Genomic DNA, 19,706 nt, shown 5'->3' with positions numbered 1-19,706 from the left:
ACGATCAATGGAACAGAACGCTGGCGCCCTGGTCGGCAGGGCCGACATTACGGCGGAACGGGGCGAAAAGTTCGCGGCCCATGCCCCATTCGTTGGCGGAAAGGTCGGCGCGCGCCGGTTCGCGCTTTGCTAGCTCTGCGGCTGGAACAAGCACTTCAAGCGTTCCGGAAATGGCGTCGAGACGGATGATGTCGCCATCGCGGATGAGCGAGATCGGGCCGCATTCGGAAGCTTCCGGCGTGACATGGATGGCGGCCGGCACCTTGCCGGAAGCGCCGGACATGCGTCCGTCCGTCACCAGCGCCACCTTGAAGCCGCGATCCTGCAGTACGCCAAGTGGCGGTGTCAGGCGGTGCAGTTCCGGCATGCCGTTGGCCTTCGGGCCCTGGAAGCGGACGACAGCGATGAAATCGCGGTTGAGCTTGCCGTCCTTGAAGGCATCCTGAAGCTCCTGCTGGTCGTTGAAGACGATCGCGGGCGCCTCGATGATATGGCGTTCGGGCTTGACGGCGGAGATCTTGATGACCGATTTGCCGAGATTGCCGGTCAGCATTTTCAGACCGCCGGTCGGCTGGAACGGCGTTTCAATGCTGGCGAGAACCTTCGGGTCGTGGCTCTGCTCGGGAGAAGGCTCGCGGGTCACTGCGCCGTTTTCGTCAAGCTTTGCATCCACGGTGTAGGCTTCGAGCCCCTGTCCGAAGACGGTGCGGACATCGTCATGCACGAAGCCCTGTTTCAAAAGCTGCTTGATGAGGAAGCCCATGCCGCCTGCGGCGTGGAAATGGTTCACATCCGCAAGACCGTTGGGATAAACGCGGGCGAGCAGCGGCACGGTATCCGACAGGTCGGAAATATCCTGCCAGGTGAGGATGATGCCGGCTGCGCGCGCCATGGCGATCAGGTGCATGGTGTGGTTGGTCGAGCCGCCCGTCGCGTGCAGGCCGACGACGCCGTTGACGATCGAGCGCTCATCGATCATTTCGCCCGCAGGCGTGAACTCGTTGCCCTGCGCGGTGATGGCGAGCGCCCGCTTGGCGGCCTCGCGTGTCAGCGCGTCGCGCAGCGGCGTGCCGGGATTGATGAAGGAAGAGCCGGGCATGTGGAAACCCATGATCTCCATCAGCATCTGGTTGGAATTTGCCGTGCCGTAGAAAGTGCAGGTGCCGGGACCATGATAGGATTTGGACTCCGCCTCCAGCAGCTCGGCGCGCCCAACCTTGCCCTCTGCATAAAGCTGGCGAATACGGGATTTCTCGTCGTTCGGCAGGCCGGTGGTCATAGGCCCGGCGGGGATGAAGATGGAGGGCAGGTGACCGAAGGAAAGCGCTGCGATGACGAGGCCGGGAACGATCTTGTCGCAGACACCGAGATAGACGGCGGCGTCGAACATGTTATGCGACAGGCCGATGCCGGCAGCCATGGCGATGGCATCACGGGAGAATAGCGAGAGCTCCATGCCCGGCTGGCCCTGGGTTACGCCGTCGCACATGGCAGGCACGGCACCCGCGACCTGCGCCACGCCGCCGGCTTGCGCTGCGGCCTCGCGGATGATTGCCGGAAAGGTCTCGTAGGGCTGGTGCGCCGACAGCATGTCGTTATAGGCGGTGATGATGCCGAGATTACCAACCCGGTCGCCGGCAAGGAGGTCCTTGTCGGCGGGGGAACAGACAGCAAATCCATGCGCGAGGTTACCGCAGGAGAGAGTGGAGCGATGAACGCCCTTCGAAACCTGCAGCCGCAGCCGCTCTAGATAGGTCTCGCGGTAAGGCTTGGAGCGTTCGACGATGCGGGCGGTAATGGCCTGAATGCGGGAATCGGCGGACATGAGCGTTCATCCTGTTCGTTGGTCGAGAACCGGCGTTCCGGGAGATGAAGGACCGGTTATCGTGTTTTCGTCTTGTGTCGTCGGGCGCTGTCGCGGGGCCGCTTGCGCGGCAACCGCATCCAGTTATGGCGCCCAGTAAATATCCAGGGCGGTTTCTGCCCGGTTCAGCACGGCGCGGATCGGCATTTCGTCCTCATCCTCGCCCGACTGTGCTTTTTCAAGCGTCGCCTTTTTTGCTGCACCTTCGATGTGGAGCACCAGAAAACCTGCATCGTGAAGGCTGGAGAAGTTGAACGTCAACCGTTCTTCCCCCGCGGTTTCCGCCGCCATGGTCAAAACGCCGCGCGGTTCGTCAAGGTCGAGCGCTTCGTAGAGATTGTCGCCACCGGGAAAGAACGATGCCGTATGCCCATCCGTTCCCATGCCCAGCACGACGACATCGAAAGGATCGCAGATCGCTTCGGTCTTGACGGTCGCAAGCGTCGCTGCATCCTCAGGCGAGGCCGCGGGCTGGAACAGCGGCACGAAATAGGCCGCCTTCGCCTTGTCCTGCAACAGGTTCTCGCTGACCAGCCGGTGGTTCGAGCGCTCGCTCTCCGGCGGCACGAACCGTTCGTCCACCAGCGTCACGCTGATGTTGCTCCAGTCGAGATCATGATGGGAAAGCGCCTGGAAGAACAGCTTGGGCGTTGAACCGCCCGAAACGGCGATGCTTGCCGTTCCGTATTCTTTCGTTGCCGCGTCGAGACGCGCGGCGACATCCGCCGCCAGGGTTTTCGCCAGTTCAGCGGCTGTGTCGAAGACATGGATTGTTTCGCTCATACCCGCGCCCTCAGTCAGCGTCGTGCCAGGTGCGGCCGTCGCGCTCGATCAGTGCGATCGAGCCGCTCGGACCCCAGGTTCCGGCAGTATAACCCTGTACGCCCTGTCCCAGCTCTTCCCAGCTCTTGAGGATCGGATCGACCCAGTCCCATGCCGCTTCCACTTCGTCGCGGCGCATGAAGAGTGTCTGGTTGGAGCGGATGGTATCCATCAAAAGCCGCTCATAGGCATCGGGGCTGCGCACATTGAAGGCTTCGGCAAAGCTCATGTCCAGCGAAACCTGACGCAGACGCATGCCGCCCGGACCGGGATCCTTGATGAGCAGCGACTGCTTGACGCCTTCGTCCGGTTGGAGGCGAATGACCAGCTTGTTGGCTTCGATCTTGCCGGCCGCATCGTCGAAGATCGAATGCGGGATCTGCTTGAACGTGACGACGATTTCCGAAACGCGGGTCGCAAGGCGTTTTCCCGTGCGAATGTAGAAAGGAACGCCGGCCCAGCGCCAGTTGGCGATTTCGGCCTTGATGGCGACGAAGGTTTCCGTGTTGGAAACGCCGCCCTCCAGTTCCTCCAGATAACCTTTCACCGGGCCGCCTGCGGAAGCGCCGGCGCGGTACTGGCCGCGAACCGTCAGCTTTTCGACATTGGTGGTGTTGATCGGCTTCAGCGAGCGCAGGACCTTGAGCTTTTCGTCACGCACAGCTTCCGCGTTCATGGAAGCGGGCGGCTCCATGGCAACGAGGCAAAGCAATTGCAGAATGTGGTTCTGCACCATGTCGCGCAACGCACCGGCCGTATCGTAATATCCGGCGCGACCCTCAAGGCCGACAGCTTCTGCGACCGTGATCTGCACGTGGTCGATATGGGCGGAATTCCAAAGCGGCTCGTAAAGCGCGTTGGCAAAACGCAGTGCCATCAGGTTCTGCACCGTCTCCTTGCCGAGATAGTGGTCGATGCGGAAGATCTGTTCTTCCTTGAAGACATGGCCGATGGTGTCGTTGAGTTCCTGCGCCGAGGCAAGGTCGCGGCCGATCGGCTTTTCAACGACGATGCGGGTCGAGCGGGTGATAAGCTTGTGTTCGCGGATCTTGTCGGCGATATCGCCGAAAATGCCGGGCGCAACAGCGAGATAGAAGGCGCGTATGCGCTCCTTGCCCTCATCGAGCAGCTTCTTCAACACGTCCCATCCGTTGCCGGATTTTGCGTCGACGGGAACGTAGAAAAGCCGGTTGAGGAACAGCGCAACCTGCGCATCATCATATTCGCCCGCCTTCAGATGCTCCTTCAGCGCGTCCTGCGCGAATTTGCGATATTCCTCATGGCTCATGACCGAACGCGACGCGCCGATGATACGGGTCGGCTCCGTGAACTGGCCTTCGACCTGACGGTGATAAAGGGCCGGCAAAAGCTTGCGCTCTGCCAAATCGCCTGTGCCGCCGAAAACGACACAATCAAAAGCTTCAACAGGAATGATCTGACTGCTCATATCGATACTCTCGATCTTCAAGGGTTGGGGCATCCATAATCTAATCGATTTAAAAATGCCAGTCTCAGTTATGTGAAATTATGAATTTTGGTTTCACGGGTCGAAAACCCGTACCCATTGTCATTGAGTGATGCCGGCTAGAAAGCAGGGTTCTTGAACAAGCCTTTGGCCGGCGGCGGAACGGAAAAAAAGAAAAAAACGACGATTGCTGCGATTTTCCCCATCCATGATCGCGGTGATGGCTCATCGACCTTGTACGAGGCATCTATACTGTCCAGCAGCAGTCTTGCCTCATGCCGCTGCCACTCCGGCACCCGGATTTCCATGCCTCCGAAAGCGACCGTCAAATGCCAGTTCACGGAAACGATATGGGCCGAGGGCACGGTGGTGTGGATGCCATAGGCGCGCAGAAACGAACACGTCACGGCGGTTTCCGCCATCCCGTAACCGGTCGCAATCGTAACAAGCCTGTCGCTAGGTCTTTCCATCAGATCTCCAGAGGTGGGCGGATTTCCTAAAACCTGTCTCGCAACGCGTACCATGAGAGCGCCAGGAAAAGCAGCGGTGCCCGCAGCGATGCACCGCCGGGGAACGACGGAACCTTCAACCGCGCGAATGGCGCCAGCATATCCTGTCTGCCGAGAACGAGATCGGCATAGAGCTTGCCGCAATAGTTCGACAGCATCACCCCGTGTCCGGAATAACCGCCGATGGAAGTGACCCCTGGCATGACTTCCCGCACGAACACCCGCCTTGGCAGGGTGATGCCGACGGAGCCGCCCCAGGAATGGGTGATCTCGACATTTCCGAGTTCGGGATAGATTTCCGCGATCTGCCGGCGAATATGGCTGGAAATGTCGCGCGGCGTATCGGCCGTATAGGCCTCGCGCCCGCCGAACAGCAGCCGGTTGTCGACCGTCTTGCGGAAATAGCGCACCACGAAACGGGAATCGGCCACGGCTTCCTTGCCGGGAATAATGTCGGGATAAGCGTCAAGCGGTGCGGTCGCGCCGATGAAGGAGCGGATGGGCATGATATGGGCCGCCGTCACCGGTTCCAGATTGCCGATATAGGCATTGGTCGCAATCAGCACCCGCGTTGCGGTCAGCGTGCCGGAGGGCGTTTCGATGATGGTCTTGCCGCCCGCCTGGCGTATGGATTTGGCGGGCGTCATTTCATGGATGCCGGCGCCCGCCTCTTTTGCGGCTTTCGCAAGCCCGACCAGTAGCTTCAGCGGATGGATATGGCCGGTGCCGGTATCGCGTGTGCCGCCGAAATAATGGCTGGAGCCGACACGTCTGCGTGCGTCCGCCCGCTCCATGTAGGAAATATGCGGATAGCCGTAGCGATTGTTCATCGCATCGACGCTTTTGCGGTAATCGTCTTCGTAAGCAGCCTTGTGCGCAACATAGAGCTGCCCCGGCAGATACTCCATGTCGATGCCGTGATCGCGGGCGAAGTTGAGGACGTAGTGCTTGGCATCCTCGGCGATATCGAACAGTACCTTGGACTGCTCGAAGCCGATCTCGTCTTCCATCTCGTCGGGAAACGAGCGCTGCCCGGTGCCGAATTGCCCGCCGTTGCGGCCTGATGCGCCGTCGCCGAAACGATGCGCCTCGATCAAGGCGACGGAGACACCGTTGGCGGCAAGATTAAAGGCGGCCTGAAGCCCGGTATAGCCGCCGCCGACGACCGCGACGTCCACTGCTTTCGACCCGTCGAGCGCCGGATATTGCGGCCGCTCCTGGGCGCTTGCCTGATACCAGGAAATCCCCGGCGCTATCGGGCTTTGCCACGTCATGCTTCAGACCTCACACGTTGAGAAGCAGGAATTCCCGCTCCCATGGGCTGATGACCTGCATGAATGTCTCGAATTCCCCGCGCTTCAGGCCCGCATAAAGGCCGACGAATTCATGGCCGAACACCCGCTCGAACTGTTCTTCGCCTTCCAGCAGCGCCACGGCTTCCAGCAGCCCGCGCGGCAGGTCGATGGAGCCTTCATTGGCCGTATCAGCGGTCGGTTCGGTCGGCTCGATATTGTTGACGATGCCGAGCCAGCCGCAGGCAAGCGAGGCGGCAAGCGCGAGATAGGGATTGGCATCCGAACTCGGCAGGCGGTTTTCGACACGCCTTGCCTGCGGGCTGGAAATCGGCACGCGGAAAGCCGTCGTGCGATTGTCGTAACCCCAGGCATTGTTGACCGGGCAAGCCATGTCAGGCGTCAGGCGTCGATAGGAATTCACGTAAGGAGCAAGCATCACCAGCGCGTTCGGAACATAACGCTGCATGCCGCCGACGAAGGCGAAGAACTCCTTGGACGGGCCGCCGTCCTTGTTGGAGAAGATATTGCGGCCGCTGTCGATCTCCACCACCGACTGATGGATATGCATGGCCGAACCCGGCTGACCCTGCATGGGCTTGGCCATGAAGGTGGCGTAGATGCCATGCTTCAATGCTGCCTCACGGATCGTGCGCTTGAACAGGAACACCTGGTCGGCAAGTTCGATCGGATCGCCATGGCGCAGGTTGATTTCCAGCTGGGCCGGGCCTTCCTCGTGGATCAGGGTATCGATCTCGAGGCCCTGTTTTTCGGAGAAGTGATAGATATCGTCGATCAGTTCGTCGAACTCGTTGATGCCGGCGATGGAATAGCTCTGCCCACCGACGATGGAGCGTCCGGAGCGGCCCTTGGGCGGATGCAGCGGATAGTCAGGGTCGTCATTCATGGCGACGAGGTAGAACTCGATTTCCGGCGCGACGACCGGCTTCCAGCCTTTTTCCGTGTAAAGCGAAAGCACGTTTTTCAGCACGTTGCGCGGCGTATAGGGAACGAAATTACCCTCGGCATCCACGACATCGCAGATCACCTGCGCGGTCGGGTCGCTTTCCCATGGCACCACGGACAGCGTGGAAAGATCAGGCACAAGCTTCAGGTCGCTGTCGCGCGGCTCATAGCGGAAGTTTGCCGTCTCATCCGGATATTCGCCCGAGATCGTGTGGCGATAGAGGGCGGAGGGCAGGGCAAGCGAGGTGTCGCCCGTAAATTTCGCCGTCGGCATCATCTTGCCACGCGCAACCCCGGCAAGATCGGGTGTTATGCATTCAATATCCTCGATACCGCGCGCCCTCAACCATTGCGAAGCTTCGCGCCAGGAGGAAACGCCACGGGTAGAGGAAAGGTCGAGGGGAGGTTTCTTTGCCATGGTTGCCTGTTTCTTCGGGCGGAGCATGGTTTTCTTCGGGGGCATGTATCACCGGGTCTGTGTTTCGACTGGCGCCATCATAACCGGAGTTTGGCAATTGGCGAGGGGGAAAGCGCCATTGACAACCGGCGACACTTCGAAAAGAGGAAAGGGAGAAGCAAACGGAAAACAACTATGGCAGACAAATGTGACGTGCTGATTTTGGGGGCGGGGGCTGCCGGCATGATGTGCGCCATCCGTGCCGGCCAGCGCGGCCGCTCCGTTATTATCCTCGACCATGCCAAGGCGCCGGGCGAGAAAATCCGCATCTCCGGCGGCGGCCGCTGTAATTTCACCAACATCCACGCCGGGCCGAAGAATTATCTCTCCGCCAACCCGCATTTCGCCAAATCCGCACTTGCCCGTTACACGCCGCGCGATTTCATCGCTCTGGTCGAAAAACATCGTATCGCCTGGCATGAAAAGACGCTTGGGCAGCTCTTCTGCGACGATAGCGCCAAGGACATCATCCGCATGCTGCTTGGCGAAATGCAGGCTGCAAAGGTGAAATTGAGGCTCGAAACCGCCGTTTCTGATGTCGCCCATGATGGCGGCCGGTTTCGCGTGACGACCTCCGGCGGCGTCATCGAGGCGGAAAGCCTTGTGGTCGCAACGGGCGGCAAGTCGATCCCGAAAATGGGTGCGACCGGTTTTGCCTACCAGATCGCCGAGCAATTTGGCCTGTCGCTCATCGAGACGCGCCCCGGCCTCGTGCCGCTGACGCTTGATCCTGCGGCACTGGAAAAGCTGAGCCCCCTTGCCGGTGTTGCCGTGCCAGCCGAAATTTCCCATGGCAAAACGGCTTTCAACGAAGCACTGCTGTTTACCCATCGGGGCCTGAGCGGCCCCTCAATCCTGCAAATCTCCTCCTATTGGCGGGAGGGCGATACGATCCGCCTGAAACTGGAGCCTGCGCGCGATATCGTCGCCTTGCTAAAGGAAGCGAAACAGAAGAACGGCCGCCAGTCGGCCCAGACCGCTCTTGCGGAAATCCTGCCGAAACGGCTCGCGCAGCATGTCGTGGAAAAATCGGGGCTGACCGGCAACCTTGCCGATATGTCAGACAAGGCTCTGGCGACCTTGGCAAATGAGGTGCAGGACTGGCAGATCAAGCCAGCCGGTTCCGAGGGATATCGCACGGCGGAAGTCACTCTTGGCGGCGTGGATACGACCGGCCTCGATTCCCGCAGCATGGCAGCGAAAACCGTGGCGGGCCTCTATTTCATCGGCGAATGTGTTGACGTGACCGGCTGGCTGGGCGGTTATAATTTCCAGTGGGCCTGGGCCTCCGGTCAGGCAGCAGGTGAATTCGCCTGAAACCGCTCGTATTAACACCTTGTTAATGGGCACGGGTCATCCTGACAGAATGCCAGCAAAGCCGAATCTCGTTGTGGTTCCGCTGTACATGATGTCATGCTGGAGGCTCTTAACAGGGCATGGGTCGGTTGAGTTTTTCGTCAGGAGCCCGCGCATGAACAGATCCGCACATCGCCGCCCTCGCGCCATTGCCATCGCCCGCGCCGAAAGCGAGAGCAGGCAGTTGGCCTTTCGCCTGACTGCAATCGCAGCCGGTGCCGTGGCTGCCCTGATCGCCCTTTTTTATTAAGGTCAGGCTCTTCGCTTTCGCCCTTGCAGCAACCGCGATAAACAGCCGCCACGGCCAGGATGCCTCGGCCATATCGGCATAGAATTTCTCTTCCTGCCGGATGGCTTCCCGCCGCGTGCGCGGAGTCTGGTTTTCGATGATGGCCAATGCTGAATAAAATACGTGCATGTCACTCTCCATGTTGCGGAGGGCCATGATGCACGCCGTTTTTTGATTTATCTGCGCAAGAAAATGCGCTACGTTTTTCATAAATGAAAAACGTCACTTGGGATTCATACCAACTTTTCCTCGATGTGTCACGCAGCGGCGGCCTGACGGGTGCTGCGGCGCTGACGGGTTTGAGCCCTGCGACTATCGGGCGACGCATGGTCGAACTGGAGGAACGTATCGGCAAGGCGCTGTTCCAGCGCAGCCAGACGGGATACGCGCTGACACCGGATGGCCGCGCGCTGTTTGACCGCCTTCAGGCGATGGAAAACGCGGCAAAGGATATCGAGGGATGGCAAAAGGCGTCGTCGGCCTCTTCCGTCGTGCGCATTGCCGTCGGCACCTGGAATGCCTGGCTGCTTGCAGTAAATTTCTCCGCCATCTGCACGGATCGCGACGATTTCCGCATCGATCTTTTCATCGCCGAACAAAGGGCGTCTTTGGCGCACCGTGAAAACGACATCGGCATTCGCGCTTTCGAGCCCGAGGAACGCAACCTCGCTGCCATCAAGACGGGGGAGGTGGCCTATGCGCCCTACAGGTTGCGCAACGCCGCCAGCTCCGTTTCAGACCGGTGGTTGGCGGTGGCGGAAGAAAACGCCATTTCCGCCTACCTGCGCTGGCCGCATGAAAACCGGCGGGACAATATCGTGGTGACCGTCAACAGGCCAACGGCACTGCTCGATCTCACGCTGGCCGGGGCAGGGGTTGCCGTGCTGCCGTGTTTCGTGGGCGATGCCGATGCGGGGCTGATGCGTGAGGGTGACGAAATCGAAGCGCTTCGTCACAATCAGTGGATCGTCATGAACAATGACGATCGCCACCGCCGCGATATACGGACGGTGGCGGACCGGATGACGCGTCTCATCAAGCGACATTCCGATTTGTACGCCGGACGAAAAAGCCGTCCGGCATGAGCGGTGTCACGCCGCAGCACTTCCCTGCGCGACGATGACCGGGATCAGGAGATCGCCCCAGTTGCCGCCCCCGCCGTGATGGCGGGCTGAGCGGACGAGTTCAACGGAAACACCGGCCTCAACTGCCTTCATGACGGCCTGGTTGAGGCGGTGCAGATCGTTGGCCAGCATGCGGATGGCGACCTGTTGATCCTGCGTCATGGCGGAGGACTGCTCCTCGGCGCGTTCCTTGACGTGGGTCTTGATGGGGTTATGGGCATTCATGGCATTTCTCCTCTCTTTATTGGTTGGGGTTCTTGATGCGATTTGCAAGCCCTTCCCGTTCAAGGGAAGGGCAGTTTTCCAGTTTATTCCGCCGCCGGGCGGAACTGGTCGTGCTCGGTGGATTCCTTCATGGCGGTGGTCGAAGACGTGCCGCCCGAGATTGCCAGCGACACGGCGTCGAAGTAGCCGGTGCCGACTTCGCGCTGGTGTTTGGTGGCGGTGTAGCCGTTAACCTCGGCCGCGAATTCCGCTTCCTGAAGCTCGGAATAGGCCGCCATCTGCCGCTCCTTGTAGCCGCGCGCCAGTTCGAACATGCCGTAATTCAGCTGGTGGAAGCCGGCCAGCGTGATGAACTGGAACTTGTAGCCCATCGCCCCGAGTTCGCGCTGGAACTTGGCAATCGTCGCGTCGTCGAGGTGCTTTTTCCAGTTGAACGACGGCGAGCAATTGTAAGCCAGCTTCTTGCCGGGGTGCACCTTGTGCACGCCCTCGGCAAACCTGCGCGCCTGCTCGAGATCTGGCTTGGAGGTCTCGCACCAGATCAGATCGCAATAGGGCGCATAGGCCACCGCACGGGCGATGCAGGGTTCAAGACCGTTCTTCACCTGATAGAAGCCCTCTACGGTGCGGCCGGCATCGTAGTCGACGAAGGGCTGGTCGCGCTCGTCAATGTCAGAGGTCAAAAGCTTGGCTGCCTCCGCATCGGTGCGGGCGATGACCAGCGTCGGCACGCCCATGACGTCGGCTGCAAGTCGTGCCGCCGTCAGGTTGCGAATATGCGCGGCCGTGGGGATCAGAACTTTGCCGCCGAGATGGCCACACTTCTTTTCAGATGCCAGCTGGTCTTCATAGTGAACACCGGCTGCACCGGCCTCGATGAATGCCTTCATGATCTCGAAGGCGTTGAGCGGTCCCCCGAAACCTGCTTCCGCATCGGCAACGATCGGCGCGAACCACGTGTCGACCGAAAGGCCCTTGCCCTCTGCCGTCTCGATCTGGTCTGCCCGTTGCAAGGTGCGGTTGATGCGCTTTGCAAGCTCTGGCGCCGCATTGGCGGGGTAGAGCGATTGGTCCGGATACATGGCGGAGGCCGTGTTGGCATCTGCCGCAACCTGCCAGCCGGAAAGATAGATCGCCTTCAGCCCGGCGCGAACCATCTGCATGGCCTGGTTGCCGGAAAGCGCGCCGAGCGCATTGATGAAATTCTCTTCGTTGATCAGCTTCCACAGCCGGTTGGCACCCATCTCGGCCAGCGAATGGCGGATTTCAACGGAGCCGCGCAACCGCTCCACGTCGGCGGCGGTATAAGTGCGCTCAATGCCGTCGAAGCGTCCCCGCGGTGCGCCCGGAACAAGTTTGTAAAAATCCGTCATACTTCTCTCTCCCATTACAAATGCAGTTTCAGAAACGTGCTGTCTTCAACTGTGTGAAGCGCATTTCGATGTGACTACATTTACATTTTCATGAGTTTGAGCGCCAGAAGAAACATAAAAACAGTGACTTGAAAGAGGTTATGCTGTAGTGTGAATGACAGGGTGGAGCTGTAAAATTGTAAATTTTGTAAAAGCCTCATGCCCGGCGATTTTGTAACAGACTTGTATGAGTCTTTCGATGTGAGGTTGAGGCTGTGTCGGAAAACAAGATTTTTGCTGGCCCGCGCGTACGTCGTATTCGCAATGGTCTGGCCCTGACGCAAACGGCCATGGCCGAGGCGCTGGCAATCTCGCCTTCCTACCTCAATCTCATCGAGCGCAATCAGCGGCCGCTGACCGTGCAGCTGCTCTTGAAGCTCGCTTCAGTCTACAAGGTGGGTCTGGACGACCTGCAAGGCGAGAGTGCCGGTTCCGCCGGGCAATTGCGAGAGGTCTTCGCCGATCCGCTCTTGGTGGGCGAGGTGCCGTCGCCGCAGGAGCTGATCGAGGTGGCAGATGCCGCGCCCAATGCGGCAAGTGGCGTCGTCAAGCTGTACAGGGCGTATCGGGAACAGGCGCAGCGCCTTTCCGACCTCTCGGATCTTCTGGCGCGCGAAGGACATGAGACGGCGCTTTCCTCCACCCGCCTGCCGATAGACGAGGTGCGGCACGTCTTTGAAAACCGGCCGGCCTATGTCCATTCCATCGATGCGGCGGCAGAAGAACTCCACAAGCAATTGTCGGCGGGCGAAGATCTCGCCGCGGGCCTTCGCGCATGGCTTCAGAAAAACCACGGTATCGTGGTCAGAACTCTGCCGGTCCATGCCATGCCCAATCTGCGGCGGCGTTATGACCGCCATTCCATGCGGCTGTTTTTGTCCGAGCGCCTGTCGCAGCCGGATCAGCTCAGGGAAATGGCGATGGAAACCTGTCTTCTGGCGCTTCGAGAGGAGATTGGCGCTGAGCTGGAGACGCTTGGCCTGAAGGGGGAGGAGGCACGGCGCATCGCCCGCTTCGAGCTGGCGCGTTATGCCGCCCATGCCCTGATGATGCCCTATGGTGCGTTTTTGAGTGCCGCCCAGCGCGCGAAATACGATCTCGATGTCCTGCGATCACGCTTCAATGTGTCGTTCGAGCAGGCCGCCAACAGGCTCGTCAGCCTACAAAGGCCGACGGCTGCGGCAATCCCGTTCTTTTTGATGGAGACTGACAATGCCGGCAACCGTTTCCGTCTTGCGGGCGCCGGTGGTTTCCCGAGGGCACGGTTTGGCGGCCTCTGTCCGCGTCTTAATATCCACGCAGCTTTTGCCCAGCCGGGGCAGGTGCTGGTGGAGCCGGTGGAGATGCCTGACGGTGACGCCTTCCTGACTGTGTCGCGCACGCTTGAAGGCCCGCAGGCCGGTTTCGGCGAAAGGGTGCGGCGAACGGCCGTGCTTCTGGGCTGCGATCTCGCCCAGGCCGGGGAGACGGTTTATGGAGCTGCCGGCGCAGGTGGGCCGACCATTGCCATTGGTCCCTCGTGCCGGCTGTGTGAAAGGCAGGGCTGTCTGTCGCGGGCGGAGGCCCCGCTGACGAGGCCGCTCGGCCTGGACGAAATGGTGACCGGTCTTAGTGTTTTCGACTTCCAGTAGAGGTTTCGCATCACTTTTTTTCCGGTGGAACACATTCGGTTGAAAATGCTGTGCTGCACATTTCCCGCTTGCTCCCTTTTGTTTTCCTTTCTAGTCTCACTAAAAAAGGGGATCACGCTTCCGTCACGAGGATGCGTTAACAGGAGAAATCATGAAAAACCGTTCGCTCCGTTTCACTTTGGCTCTCACGACGGCGCTCGTTGCTGCAGGCTCGGCAATGGCCCAGGAGAAGGTCGTTCACGTCTTTAACTGGTCGGATTATATCGACGAATCGATCCTTACCGATTTCAACAAGGAAACCGGCATCAAGGTCGTTTACGATGTATTCGACAGCAACGAACTCGTGGAAACGAAGCTTCTGGCCGGCAGCTCCGGCTACGACGTGGTGGTGCCGACTGGCCCCTTCCTTGCCCGCCAGATCAATGCCGGTGTTTTCCAGAAACTCGACAAGTCCAAGTTGCCGAATCTGAAGAACATGTGGCCGGATGTCTCCGAGCGTCTGGCGAAATACGACCCCGGTAACGAGTATGCCGTGAACTACATGTGGGGCACAACAGGTATCGGCTATAACGTCGCCAAGGTGAAGGCGGCTCTCGGTGATGTTCCGGTCGACAGCTGGGATATTCTCTTCAAGCCGGAAAATGCCGAAAAGCTGAAATCCTGTGGCATCAATATTCTCGATGCATCGGACGAGACCTTCGCCATCGCGATGAATTACCTCGGCAAGAACCCGGACAGCAAGGAAACGGCCGATCTGGAAGCGGGCGGTGCCGTCTATTCGAAGATCCGTCCCTTTGTGAAGACCTTCAACTCCTCCGCCTATATCGACGAGCTGGCAAATGGCGACAGCTGCATCACGATCGGCTGGTCGGGTGACATTCTTCAGGCGAAAAAGCGTGCCGAAGAAGCCAAGAACGGCGTCGAGGTGAACTACGTCATCCCGAAGGAAGGCACCTATATGTGGTTCGACAACCTTGCCATCCCGGCGGATGCCAAGAATGTCGAGGAAGCTCACACTTTCATAAATTACCTGATGCGCCCGGAAGTCATCGCCAAGGCGTCCAACTATGTTCAGTATGCGAACGGCAACCTTGCCTCGCAGGCGCTGATGGATCCGTCGGTTGCCAAGAACCCGGCGGTCTACCCCAATGCCGAGACGATGAAGAAGCTCTTCACCATCTCACCCTACGGACCGAAGGAACAGCGCGTCTTGAACCGTGTCTGGACGCAGATAAAGACCGGTAGCTGATAGCTCCGCGCGCTGGTTGAGAAACGGCCGGCGGGCCTGTTTCTCTGATACCTTGCCGGCAGGTCACGCAACCTGCCGGCGCTGCCCGCCTCATGGCATCGGACCGAAAAGTGTGACGCGGTTTTCGGGAAATCCGATGCTCAAATCTACAAAATCAACGGGATTTGAGGGTAGGGTGAATGGCGAAAACTCTGGGGCCGGTCAAACGCAAATTTAGCCCTTGGGACAATCCCGATGCGGTTCCCTTCATCCGGTTTGAAAACGTCACCAAGCGGTTTGGCGATTTCGTCGCCGTCGATAATCTGACGCTCGATATTTACGAACGGGAGTTCTTTTCGCTGCTCGGTCCTTCCGGCTGCGGCAAGACCACGCTGATGCGCATGCTGGCCGGTTTCGAGGAACCGACCAATGGGCGTATTCTCCTTCAGGGCAAGGATATTTCCGGCGTGCCGCCCTACAAGCGCCCGACCAATATGATGTTTCAGTCCTACGCCCTTTTCCCGCATATGTCGGTGGAGAAGAACATTGCCTTCGGTCTGGAGCAGGACGGTCTGCCCAAGGCAGAAATATCCTCGCGGGTCGAGGAAATGCTGCGGCTCGTCAAGCTCAGCGAGTTTGCCAAGCGCAAGCCGAGCCAGCTTTCGGGCGGCCAGCGGCAGCGCGTGGCGCTTGCCCGCTCGCTTGCCAAGCGGCCGAAGGTGCTTTTGCTGGATGAACCGCTCGGTGCACTCGACAAGAAGCTGCGCGAGGAAACCCAATTCGAGCTGATGGACATCCAGACCAATCTCGGCCTCACCTTCCTGATCGTCACCCATGACCAGGAAGAGGCAATGACGGTGTCGGACCGGATCGCGGTCATGGACAAGGGCATTGTGGTGCAGGTGGCAACGCCTGCCGAGATCTACGAGGCGCCGAACAGCCGTTACGTGGCGGATTTCATCGGCGACATCAATATTTTCGACGCCAACGTCGTCACTAACGCGTCCGATATCGGCAAGCCGGGACTGGTGACACTCGATTGCGACGGGCTGACAGTTGCCGTGGAGCAGGAATGTGCCGCTGTCACCGGAAGCCGGGTGGCTTTCGCCATCCGCCCGGAAAAGGTCCGCATCTCGCTCGATCAACCCACCGACAGCGCCGTCAATTCCGCTTATGGCGAAGTCTGGGATATCGGCTATCTCGGTGACTTCTCGGTGTTCATCGTCAAGCTTGCCGATGGCCGTGTCATCCGTGCAGCGCAGGCGAATGTCTCGCGTCTCGTGGATCGCCCGATCACCTTCGGCGATATGGTGTGGTTGAACTGGAAACAGGATTCCGGTCTTGTGCTAACGCACTGAGGGAGGCTTTTATGGCGATCACCACTCCTGAAAACCGGCAAAGTCCCTGGCGATGGCTGGTCGTCGCCGTTCCCTATTTCTGGCTGATGCTGTTTTTCGCAGCGCCCTTTTTTATCATTTTCAAAATATCGCTTTCGGATACGGCGATATCCATGCCGCCCTATACGCCAGTCTTCGAAGGGTTTTCGAAGCTTGGCGCATTCTTCTCGCAGCTGGATTTCGAAAACTACCTGTTTCTGACGGAAGACCCGCTCTACATCGACGCCTATCTCTCGTCGCTGCGCATCGCATTCATCTCCACCTTCCTGCTGTTGCTGATCGGTTATCCCATGGCTCTTGCCATGGCGCGTTCGCCGTCATCCATCCGCCCCACGCTGGTGATGCTGGTCATCCTGCCGTTCTGGACCTCGTTCCTGATCCGCGTTTACGCCTGGATTGGTATTCTGAAGCCCGAAGGTCTGCTGACGGTGCTGTTCCAATGGCTCGGTTTTCTGGGGCCGGACCAGCAGGTCAATATCTTCCGCACCGAGACGGCGATCTTCATCGGCATCGTCTATTCCTATCTGCCGTTCATGGTGCTGCCGCTTTATTCGGCGCTGGAAAAATTCGACAATACGCTTCTGGAAGCGGCGGCCGATCTGGGTTGCCCGCCCTGGAAAGCCTTCTGGAAGATTACCTTCCCGCTGTCGCTTCCGGGCGTGGTGGCCGGGTCGATGATCTGTTTCATCCCGATAACCGGCGAATTCGTCATTCCCGATCTGCTTGGCGGTGCGCAGACGCTGATGATCGGCAAGACGCTCTGGACGGAATTCTTCGGCAACCGCGACTGGCCCCTGGCATCCGCCGTTGCGGTGCTGCTTCTACTGTTGCTGGTGGTGCCCATCGCCATCTTCCAGAACCAGCAGAAGAAAGTCGGGTGAGGCCATGAAACGCGGAAAATTCGACATCACCGTCCTGACCCTCGGTTTTGCCTTTCTCTATATCCCGATCATCATCCTGATCGTTTATTCCTTCAATGCCTCTAAGCTGGTCACCGTCTGGGGCGGATTTTCGCTGCAATGGTACAAGTCCATGTGGTCGAACCAGGGGCTGATGGATGCAGCCTGGGTGACGCTTCGTGTCGGTATTTTGAGCGCCACCATCGGCACCATCCTCGGAACGCTGGCGGCGCTGTCTCTGACGCGCTTTGCGCGCTTTCCGGGACGCGTGCTGTTTTCGGGCATGATCTATGCGCCGCTCGTCATGCCGGAGGTCATTACCGGTCTGTCGCTGCTTTTGCTGTTCGTGGCTGTTGGGGTGGATCGCGGCTTCTGGACGGTAGTCATCGCCCACACCACCTTCACCATGTGTTATGTGGCAATCGTCGTGCAGTCGCGTCTGTTGACCTTTGATCGCAGCCTCGAGGAAGCAGCGCTCGATCTCGGTTGCCCGCCGGTCAAGACCTTCTTCAAAATTACCCTGCCGCTGATCTTCCCGGCCGTCATCGCCGGCTGGATGCTGGCGTTTACGCTGTCGCTCGATGATCTCGTGATCGCAAGTTTCGCCACTGGTCCAGGTGCGACGACGCTGCCGATCAAGATTTATTCGCAGGTTCGTCTCGGTGTCACACCTGAGATCAACGCCATCTGCACGATCCTTATCGGGCTTGTCACAATCGGCGTGATTGTCGCTTCCATCGCCTCCAAACGCACGGAACTCCAGCGGATGAAGGACGAACACGCAGCCGCGCGCAACTGATCGAATATTCCTCTCCGATTTCTACGCGTTACTGTTGAGGCGTCGATAAAATTAGAAACCTGTAATTTAGTTTTTGACTTTTACGGTCTCAAAATAGGAATTATCGTCGGTAATTGATCGATTTTGGTTTTAACCGCTTGTTAATAGGAGTTGGCGGAAAGTAAATCCCAACGCAGGGCTGTCAAACTTTAGATAGCCGGGATTGATAATTTCCATATGGCGAGGTTGTCCCCCTTTCTCTCGTTAAAAAAGCACAACTAATACAGGCGGCCGAGAGGCCGCCTTTCTTTTTGTCGCCATGCGGGTTGCCTTCAGCGGTTTTCCGGATGATCCATCGATTTCGACACGAGAAGCACGGGGATAAGCCCGGCAATGATGATGATGATCGCCGGCACGGCGGCATCCTGCACCCTTGAGCGGGACGCGTCTTCATAGACCAGCGTGGCGAGCGTGTTGAAGCCCAAGGGCCGCAGCAGGATCGTCGCCGGCAGCTCCTTCATGGATTCGATCAGTACCAAAAGAAAGGCTGTCAGCGCCGCAGGCCGCATATTCGGCAACAGCACCTTGAACAGTGTCTGCAACCGGTTGCGCCCAAGCGTTCGCGAGGCCATGTCAATATGCGGCGAGAGCTTCTGGAACCCGGCATCAAGCGTTCCCTCCGCCATGGTCATGAAGCGCACCGAATGGGCGTAGATGATGGCAAAGGCAGTGCCTGACAGCAGCAGGCCGCTCGAAAATCCGAAGTGGGAGCGGACAAACCCGTCGACGTGATTGTCGAGACCGGCCAGGGGAATGAGCACGCCGATGGCGAGCACCGTTCCCGGCACGCCATATCCCATGGAGCCAAGTCGCGCGGCCACCTTTGACGTGCGCGAGCGCTCGGTGCGGATGGCATAGGAAAATACGAAAGCCGCAATCAGGGTGACGAAGGCGGCGGAAAGCGAGACCTCGAGACTGTGACCGAGTGCTTTCAGCAGCTTCGGCGCAAACAGCGCATCCAGCCTTTTTGCGGCGTAACCGCCAAGAACGATGACGGGAATGAGGAAACCACTCGCCACGGGAACGATGCAGAAGAGGCTTGCAGACCAGCGCCGCCAGCCGCGAAGGCTTTTCAACCGGTGGCGTTGCGCCATGGTCGTGGCTTTTGGAGCGGCAAAGCGCTGTTTTTCGCGGGCATTGCGTTCGATGAAGATCAACGCACCAACGATGAGCAGAATGACGGCGGCGATCTGTGTCGCATTGGCAAGATTGCCGCGATTGAGCCAGGTCTCGTAAATCGTGAAAGTCAGCGTCTGGACACCGAGATATTCGACAGCGCCAATATCGTTCAGCGTTTCCATCAGAACCAGCGAAAGACCGATAGCGATCGCCGGCCGCGCCATCGGCAATTGAACGGAAAAGAATACGCCAAGCGGTTTCGCACCAAGTGTCCGCGCAGCTTCGGCCGCAAACCGTCCCTGCATGGAAAAGGCGGCGCGGGCCGAGAGATAGACATAAGGGTAAAGCACCGAACTCAGAACCACCACGGCGCCGCCAAGCGAGCGTACGTCCGGAAACCAGTAGTCGCGGATGCTGTGATAGCCGAAGGCGGCGCGAAGGGCGCTTTGTACCGGGCCGGTGAAATCGAGGAACTCGCCGAAAGCATAGGCTGCCAGATACGAGGGGATGGCGAGCGGCAGGACAAGTGCCGCCGATAATACCCGCCGCAAAGGGAATTCGAATGTGGTGACGAGCCAGGCGCAGACAATGCCGAACAATGCCGTCGTTGCGGCCGTCATCGCCAGCAGCAGGAAGGTGCGCAACCCGGCGCGCGGCAGAACATTGGCTAGAAGGTGTTGCCATCCTTCCGTGCTGCCGGTCAGCGCCAGCCAGAAGACCGCCAGAACAGGCATGGCGGCGATGGCTGCAACGATGATCGCCGTGATGGGCAACAATGAAACGCGTCTTGTTGCCGGAATGGAAACCGTCATG

General features: G+C 59.1%; 17 protein-coding genes. 7 read left to right on the top strand and 10 right to left on the bottom strand.

Features of this window, described 5'->3' with window-relative positions:
• Positions 1-4: 4 nt before the first annotated feature.
• The 6 genes from edd to ACQZ63_RS04235 all read right to left on the bottom strand — a co-directional run bounded on the left by edd (position 5) and on the right by ACQZ63_RS04235 (position 7,381).
• Positions 5-1,825 carry a phosphogluconate dehydratase gene (gene edd, locus ACQZ63_RS04260; protein WP_003515140.1) on the bottom strand — a complete coding sequence of 607 codons (1,821 nt, stop codon included), beginning with the start codon at positions 1,823-1,825 and terminating at the stop codon, positions 5-7.
• Positions 1,826-1,948: 123 nt separating this feature from the next.
• Complete coding sequence (gene pgl / locus ACQZ63_RS04255) at positions 1,949-2,647, bottom strand: 6-phosphogluconolactonase (protein ID WP_019564290.1); 699 nt, start codon at positions 2,645-2,647, stop codon at positions 1,949-1,951.
• A gap of 10 nt (positions 2,648-2,657) precedes the next feature.
• A complete protein-coding gene (gene zwf / locus ACQZ63_RS04250) occupies positions 2,658-4,133 on the bottom strand; it encodes a glucose-6-phosphate dehydrogenase (protein WP_038489859.1) in 1,476 nt (491 codons plus the stop codon).
• 137 nt (positions 4,134-4,270) lie between these two features.
• On the bottom strand, positions 4,271-4,621 hold the full coding sequence (locus tag ACQZ63_RS04245; protein WP_113555495.1) for a hypothetical protein: 351 nt from the start codon (positions 4,619-4,621) through the stop codon (positions 4,271-4,273).
• A gap of 26 nt (positions 4,622-4,647) precedes the next feature.
• Entirely contained in the window at positions 4,648-5,934 is a 1,287-nt protein-coding gene (locus ACQZ63_RS04240) for an NAD(P)/FAD-dependent oxidoreductase (protein WP_003515145.1), read from the bottom strand.
• 10 nt (positions 5,935-5,944) lie between these two features.
• A complete protein-coding gene (locus tag ACQZ63_RS04235) occupies positions 5,945-7,381 on the bottom strand; it encodes a glutamine synthetase family protein (protein WP_013635499.1) in 1,437 nt (478 codons plus the stop codon).
• A 129-nt stretch (positions 7,382-7,510) separates the two neighbouring features.
• On the opposite strand from ACQZ63_RS04235, the gene ACQZ63_RS04230 reads away from it, so the two are divergent.
• On the top strand, positions 7,511-8,692 hold the full coding sequence (locus ACQZ63_RS04230) for a BaiN/RdsA family NAD(P)/FAD-dependent oxidoreductase (protein ID WP_111800669.1): 1,182 nt from the start codon (positions 7,511-7,513) through the stop codon (positions 8,690-8,692).
• 109 nt (positions 8,693-8,801) lie between these two features.
• Here the strand turns inward: ACQZ63_RS04230 and ACQZ63_RS04225 are convergent, their stop codons facing one another.
• Positions 8,802-9,149, bottom strand: a complete 348-nt coding sequence (locus tag ACQZ63_RS04225; RefSeq protein WP_003515148.1) for a hypothetical protein — start codon at positions 9,147-9,149, stop codon at positions 8,802-8,804.
• 83 nt (positions 9,150-9,232) lie between these two features.
• On the opposite strand from ACQZ63_RS04225, the gene ACQZ63_RS04220 reads away from it, so the two are divergent.
• On the top strand, positions 9,233-10,105 hold the full coding sequence (locus ACQZ63_RS04220) for a LysR family transcriptional regulator (RefSeq protein WP_003515150.1): 873 nt from the start codon (positions 9,233-9,235) through the stop codon (positions 10,103-10,105).
• Positions 10,106-10,111: 6 nt separating this feature from the next.
• Here ACQZ63_RS04220 and ACQZ63_RS04215 read toward each other — a convergent pair whose 3' ends face one another.
• Both ACQZ63_RS04215 and aceA read right to left on the bottom strand, forming a co-directional pair.
• A complete protein-coding gene (locus tag ACQZ63_RS04215; protein WP_003515151.1) occupies positions 10,112-10,369 on the bottom strand; it encodes an SMc00767 family acetate metabolism repressor in 258 nt (85 codons plus the stop codon).
• An 83-nt stretch (positions 10,370-10,452) separates the two neighbouring features.
• Positions 10,453-11,742 carry an isocitrate lyase gene (gene aceA, locus ACQZ63_RS04210; RefSeq protein WP_111782803.1) on the bottom strand — a complete coding sequence of 430 codons (1,290 nt, stop codon included), beginning with the start codon at positions 11,740-11,742 and terminating at the stop codon, positions 10,453-10,455.
• A 254-nt stretch (positions 11,743-11,996) separates the two neighbouring features.
• On the opposite strand from aceA, the gene ACQZ63_RS04205 reads away from it, so the two are divergent.
• The 5 genes from ACQZ63_RS04205 to ACQZ63_RS04185 all read left to right on the top strand — a co-directional run bounded on the left by ACQZ63_RS04205 (position 11,997) and on the right by ACQZ63_RS04185 (position 17,735).
• Positions 11,997-13,412: a helix-turn-helix domain-containing protein gene (locus tag ACQZ63_RS04205; RefSeq protein WP_448799090.1), complete on the top strand. Its 1,416-nt coding sequence runs from the start codon at positions 11,997-11,999 to the stop codon at positions 13,410-13,412.
• Positions 13,413-13,563: 151 nt separating this feature from the next.
• Positions 13,564-14,661 (top strand): polyamine ABC transporter substrate-binding protein, encoded by a 1,098-nt coding sequence (locus ACQZ63_RS04200; protein WP_113555493.1) that lies wholly within the window; start codon positions 13,564-13,566, stop codon positions 14,659-14,661.
• A gap of 179 nt (positions 14,662-14,840) precedes the next feature.
• Positions 14,841-15,998 carry an ABC transporter ATP-binding protein gene (locus ACQZ63_RS04195; RefSeq protein WP_013635505.1) on the top strand — a complete coding sequence of 386 codons (1,158 nt, stop codon included), beginning with the start codon at positions 14,841-14,843 and terminating at the stop codon, positions 15,996-15,998.
• Positions 15,999-16,009: 11 nt separating this feature from the next.
• Positions 16,010-16,918, top strand: a complete 909-nt coding sequence (locus tag ACQZ63_RS04190) for an ABC transporter permease subunit (RefSeq protein ID WP_003515156.1) — start codon at positions 16,010-16,012, stop codon at positions 16,916-16,918.
• A 4-nt stretch (positions 16,919-16,922) separates the two neighbouring features.
• A complete protein-coding gene (locus ACQZ63_RS04185; RefSeq protein WP_003515157.1) occupies positions 16,923-17,735 on the top strand; it encodes an ABC transporter permease in 813 nt (270 codons plus the stop codon).
• Between the two features lie 311 nt (positions 17,736-18,046).
• Here ACQZ63_RS04185 and ACQZ63_RS04180 read toward each other — a convergent pair whose 3' ends face one another.
• Positions 18,047-19,705 (bottom strand): ABC transporter permease, encoded by a 1,659-nt coding sequence (locus tag ACQZ63_RS04180; protein WP_162763582.1) that lies wholly within the window; start codon positions 19,703-19,705, stop codon positions 18,047-18,049.
• Between the last annotated feature and the right edge of the window lies 1 nt (position 19,706).

It is taken from the genome of Agrobacterium sp. CG160-95 (assembly GCF_053521725.1).
This window is presented reverse-complemented; position numbering and strand designations above follow the sequence as displayed.

Excerpts from the sequence above, each read along its gene's own strand:
- edd (WP_003515140.1), bottom strand. The coding sequence starts at position 1,825 with ATGTCCGCCGATTCCCGCATTCAGGCCATTACCGCCCGCATCGTCGAA.
- pgl (WP_019564290.1), bottom strand. The coding sequence starts at position 2,647 with ATGAGCGAAACAATCCATGTCTTCGACACAGCCGCTGAACTGGCGAAA.
- zwf (WP_038489859.1), bottom strand. The coding sequence starts at position 4,133 with ATGAGCAGTCAGATCATTCCTGTTGAAGCTTTTGATTGTGTCGTTTTC.
- ACQZ63_RS04245 (WP_113555495.1), bottom strand. The coding sequence starts at position 4,621 with ATGGAAAGACCTAGCGACAGGCTTGTTACGATTGCGACCGGTTACGGG.
- ACQZ63_RS04240 (WP_003515145.1), bottom strand. The coding sequence starts at position 5,934 with ATGACGTGGCAAAGCCCGATAGCGCCGGGGATTTCCTGGTATCAGGCA.
- ACQZ63_RS04235 (WP_013635499.1), bottom strand. The coding sequence starts at position 7,381 with ATGCCCCCGAAGAAAACCATGCTCCGCCCGAAGAAACAGGCAACCATG.
- ACQZ63_RS04230 (WP_111800669.1), top strand. The coding sequence starts at position 7,511 with ATGGCAGACAAATGTGACGTGCTGATTTTGGGGGCGGGGGCTGCCGGC.
- ACQZ63_RS04225 (WP_003515148.1), bottom strand. The coding sequence starts at position 9,149 with ATGCACGTATTTTATTCAGCATTGGCCATCATCGAAAACCAGACTCCG.
- ACQZ63_RS04220 (WP_003515150.1), top strand. The coding sequence starts at position 9,233 with ATGAAAAACGTCACTTGGGATTCATACCAACTTTTCCTCGATGTGTCA.
- ACQZ63_RS04215 (WP_003515151.1), bottom strand. The coding sequence starts at position 10,369 with ATGAATGCCCATAACCCCATCAAGACCCACGTCAAGGAACGCGCCGAG.
- aceA (WP_111782803.1), bottom strand. The coding sequence starts at position 11,742 with ATGACGGATTTTTACAAACTTGTTCCGGGCGCACCGCGGGGACGCTTC.
- ACQZ63_RS04200 (WP_113555493.1), top strand. The coding sequence starts at position 13,564 with ATGAAAAACCGTTCGCTCCGTTTCACTTTGGCTCTCACGACGGCGCTC.
- ACQZ63_RS04195 (WP_013635505.1), top strand. The coding sequence starts at position 14,841 with ATGGCGAAAACTCTGGGGCCGGTCAAACGCAAATTTAGCCCTTGGGAC.
- ACQZ63_RS04190 (WP_003515156.1), top strand. The coding sequence starts at position 16,010 with ATGGCGATCACCACTCCTGAAAACCGGCAAAGTCCCTGGCGATGGCTG.
- ACQZ63_RS04185 (WP_003515157.1), top strand. The coding sequence starts at position 16,923 with ATGAAACGCGGAAAATTCGACATCACCGTCCTGACCCTCGGTTTTGCC.
- ACQZ63_RS04180 (WP_162763582.1), bottom strand. The coding sequence starts at position 19,705 with ATGACGGTTTCCATTCCGGCAACAAGACGCGTTTCATTGTTGCCCATC.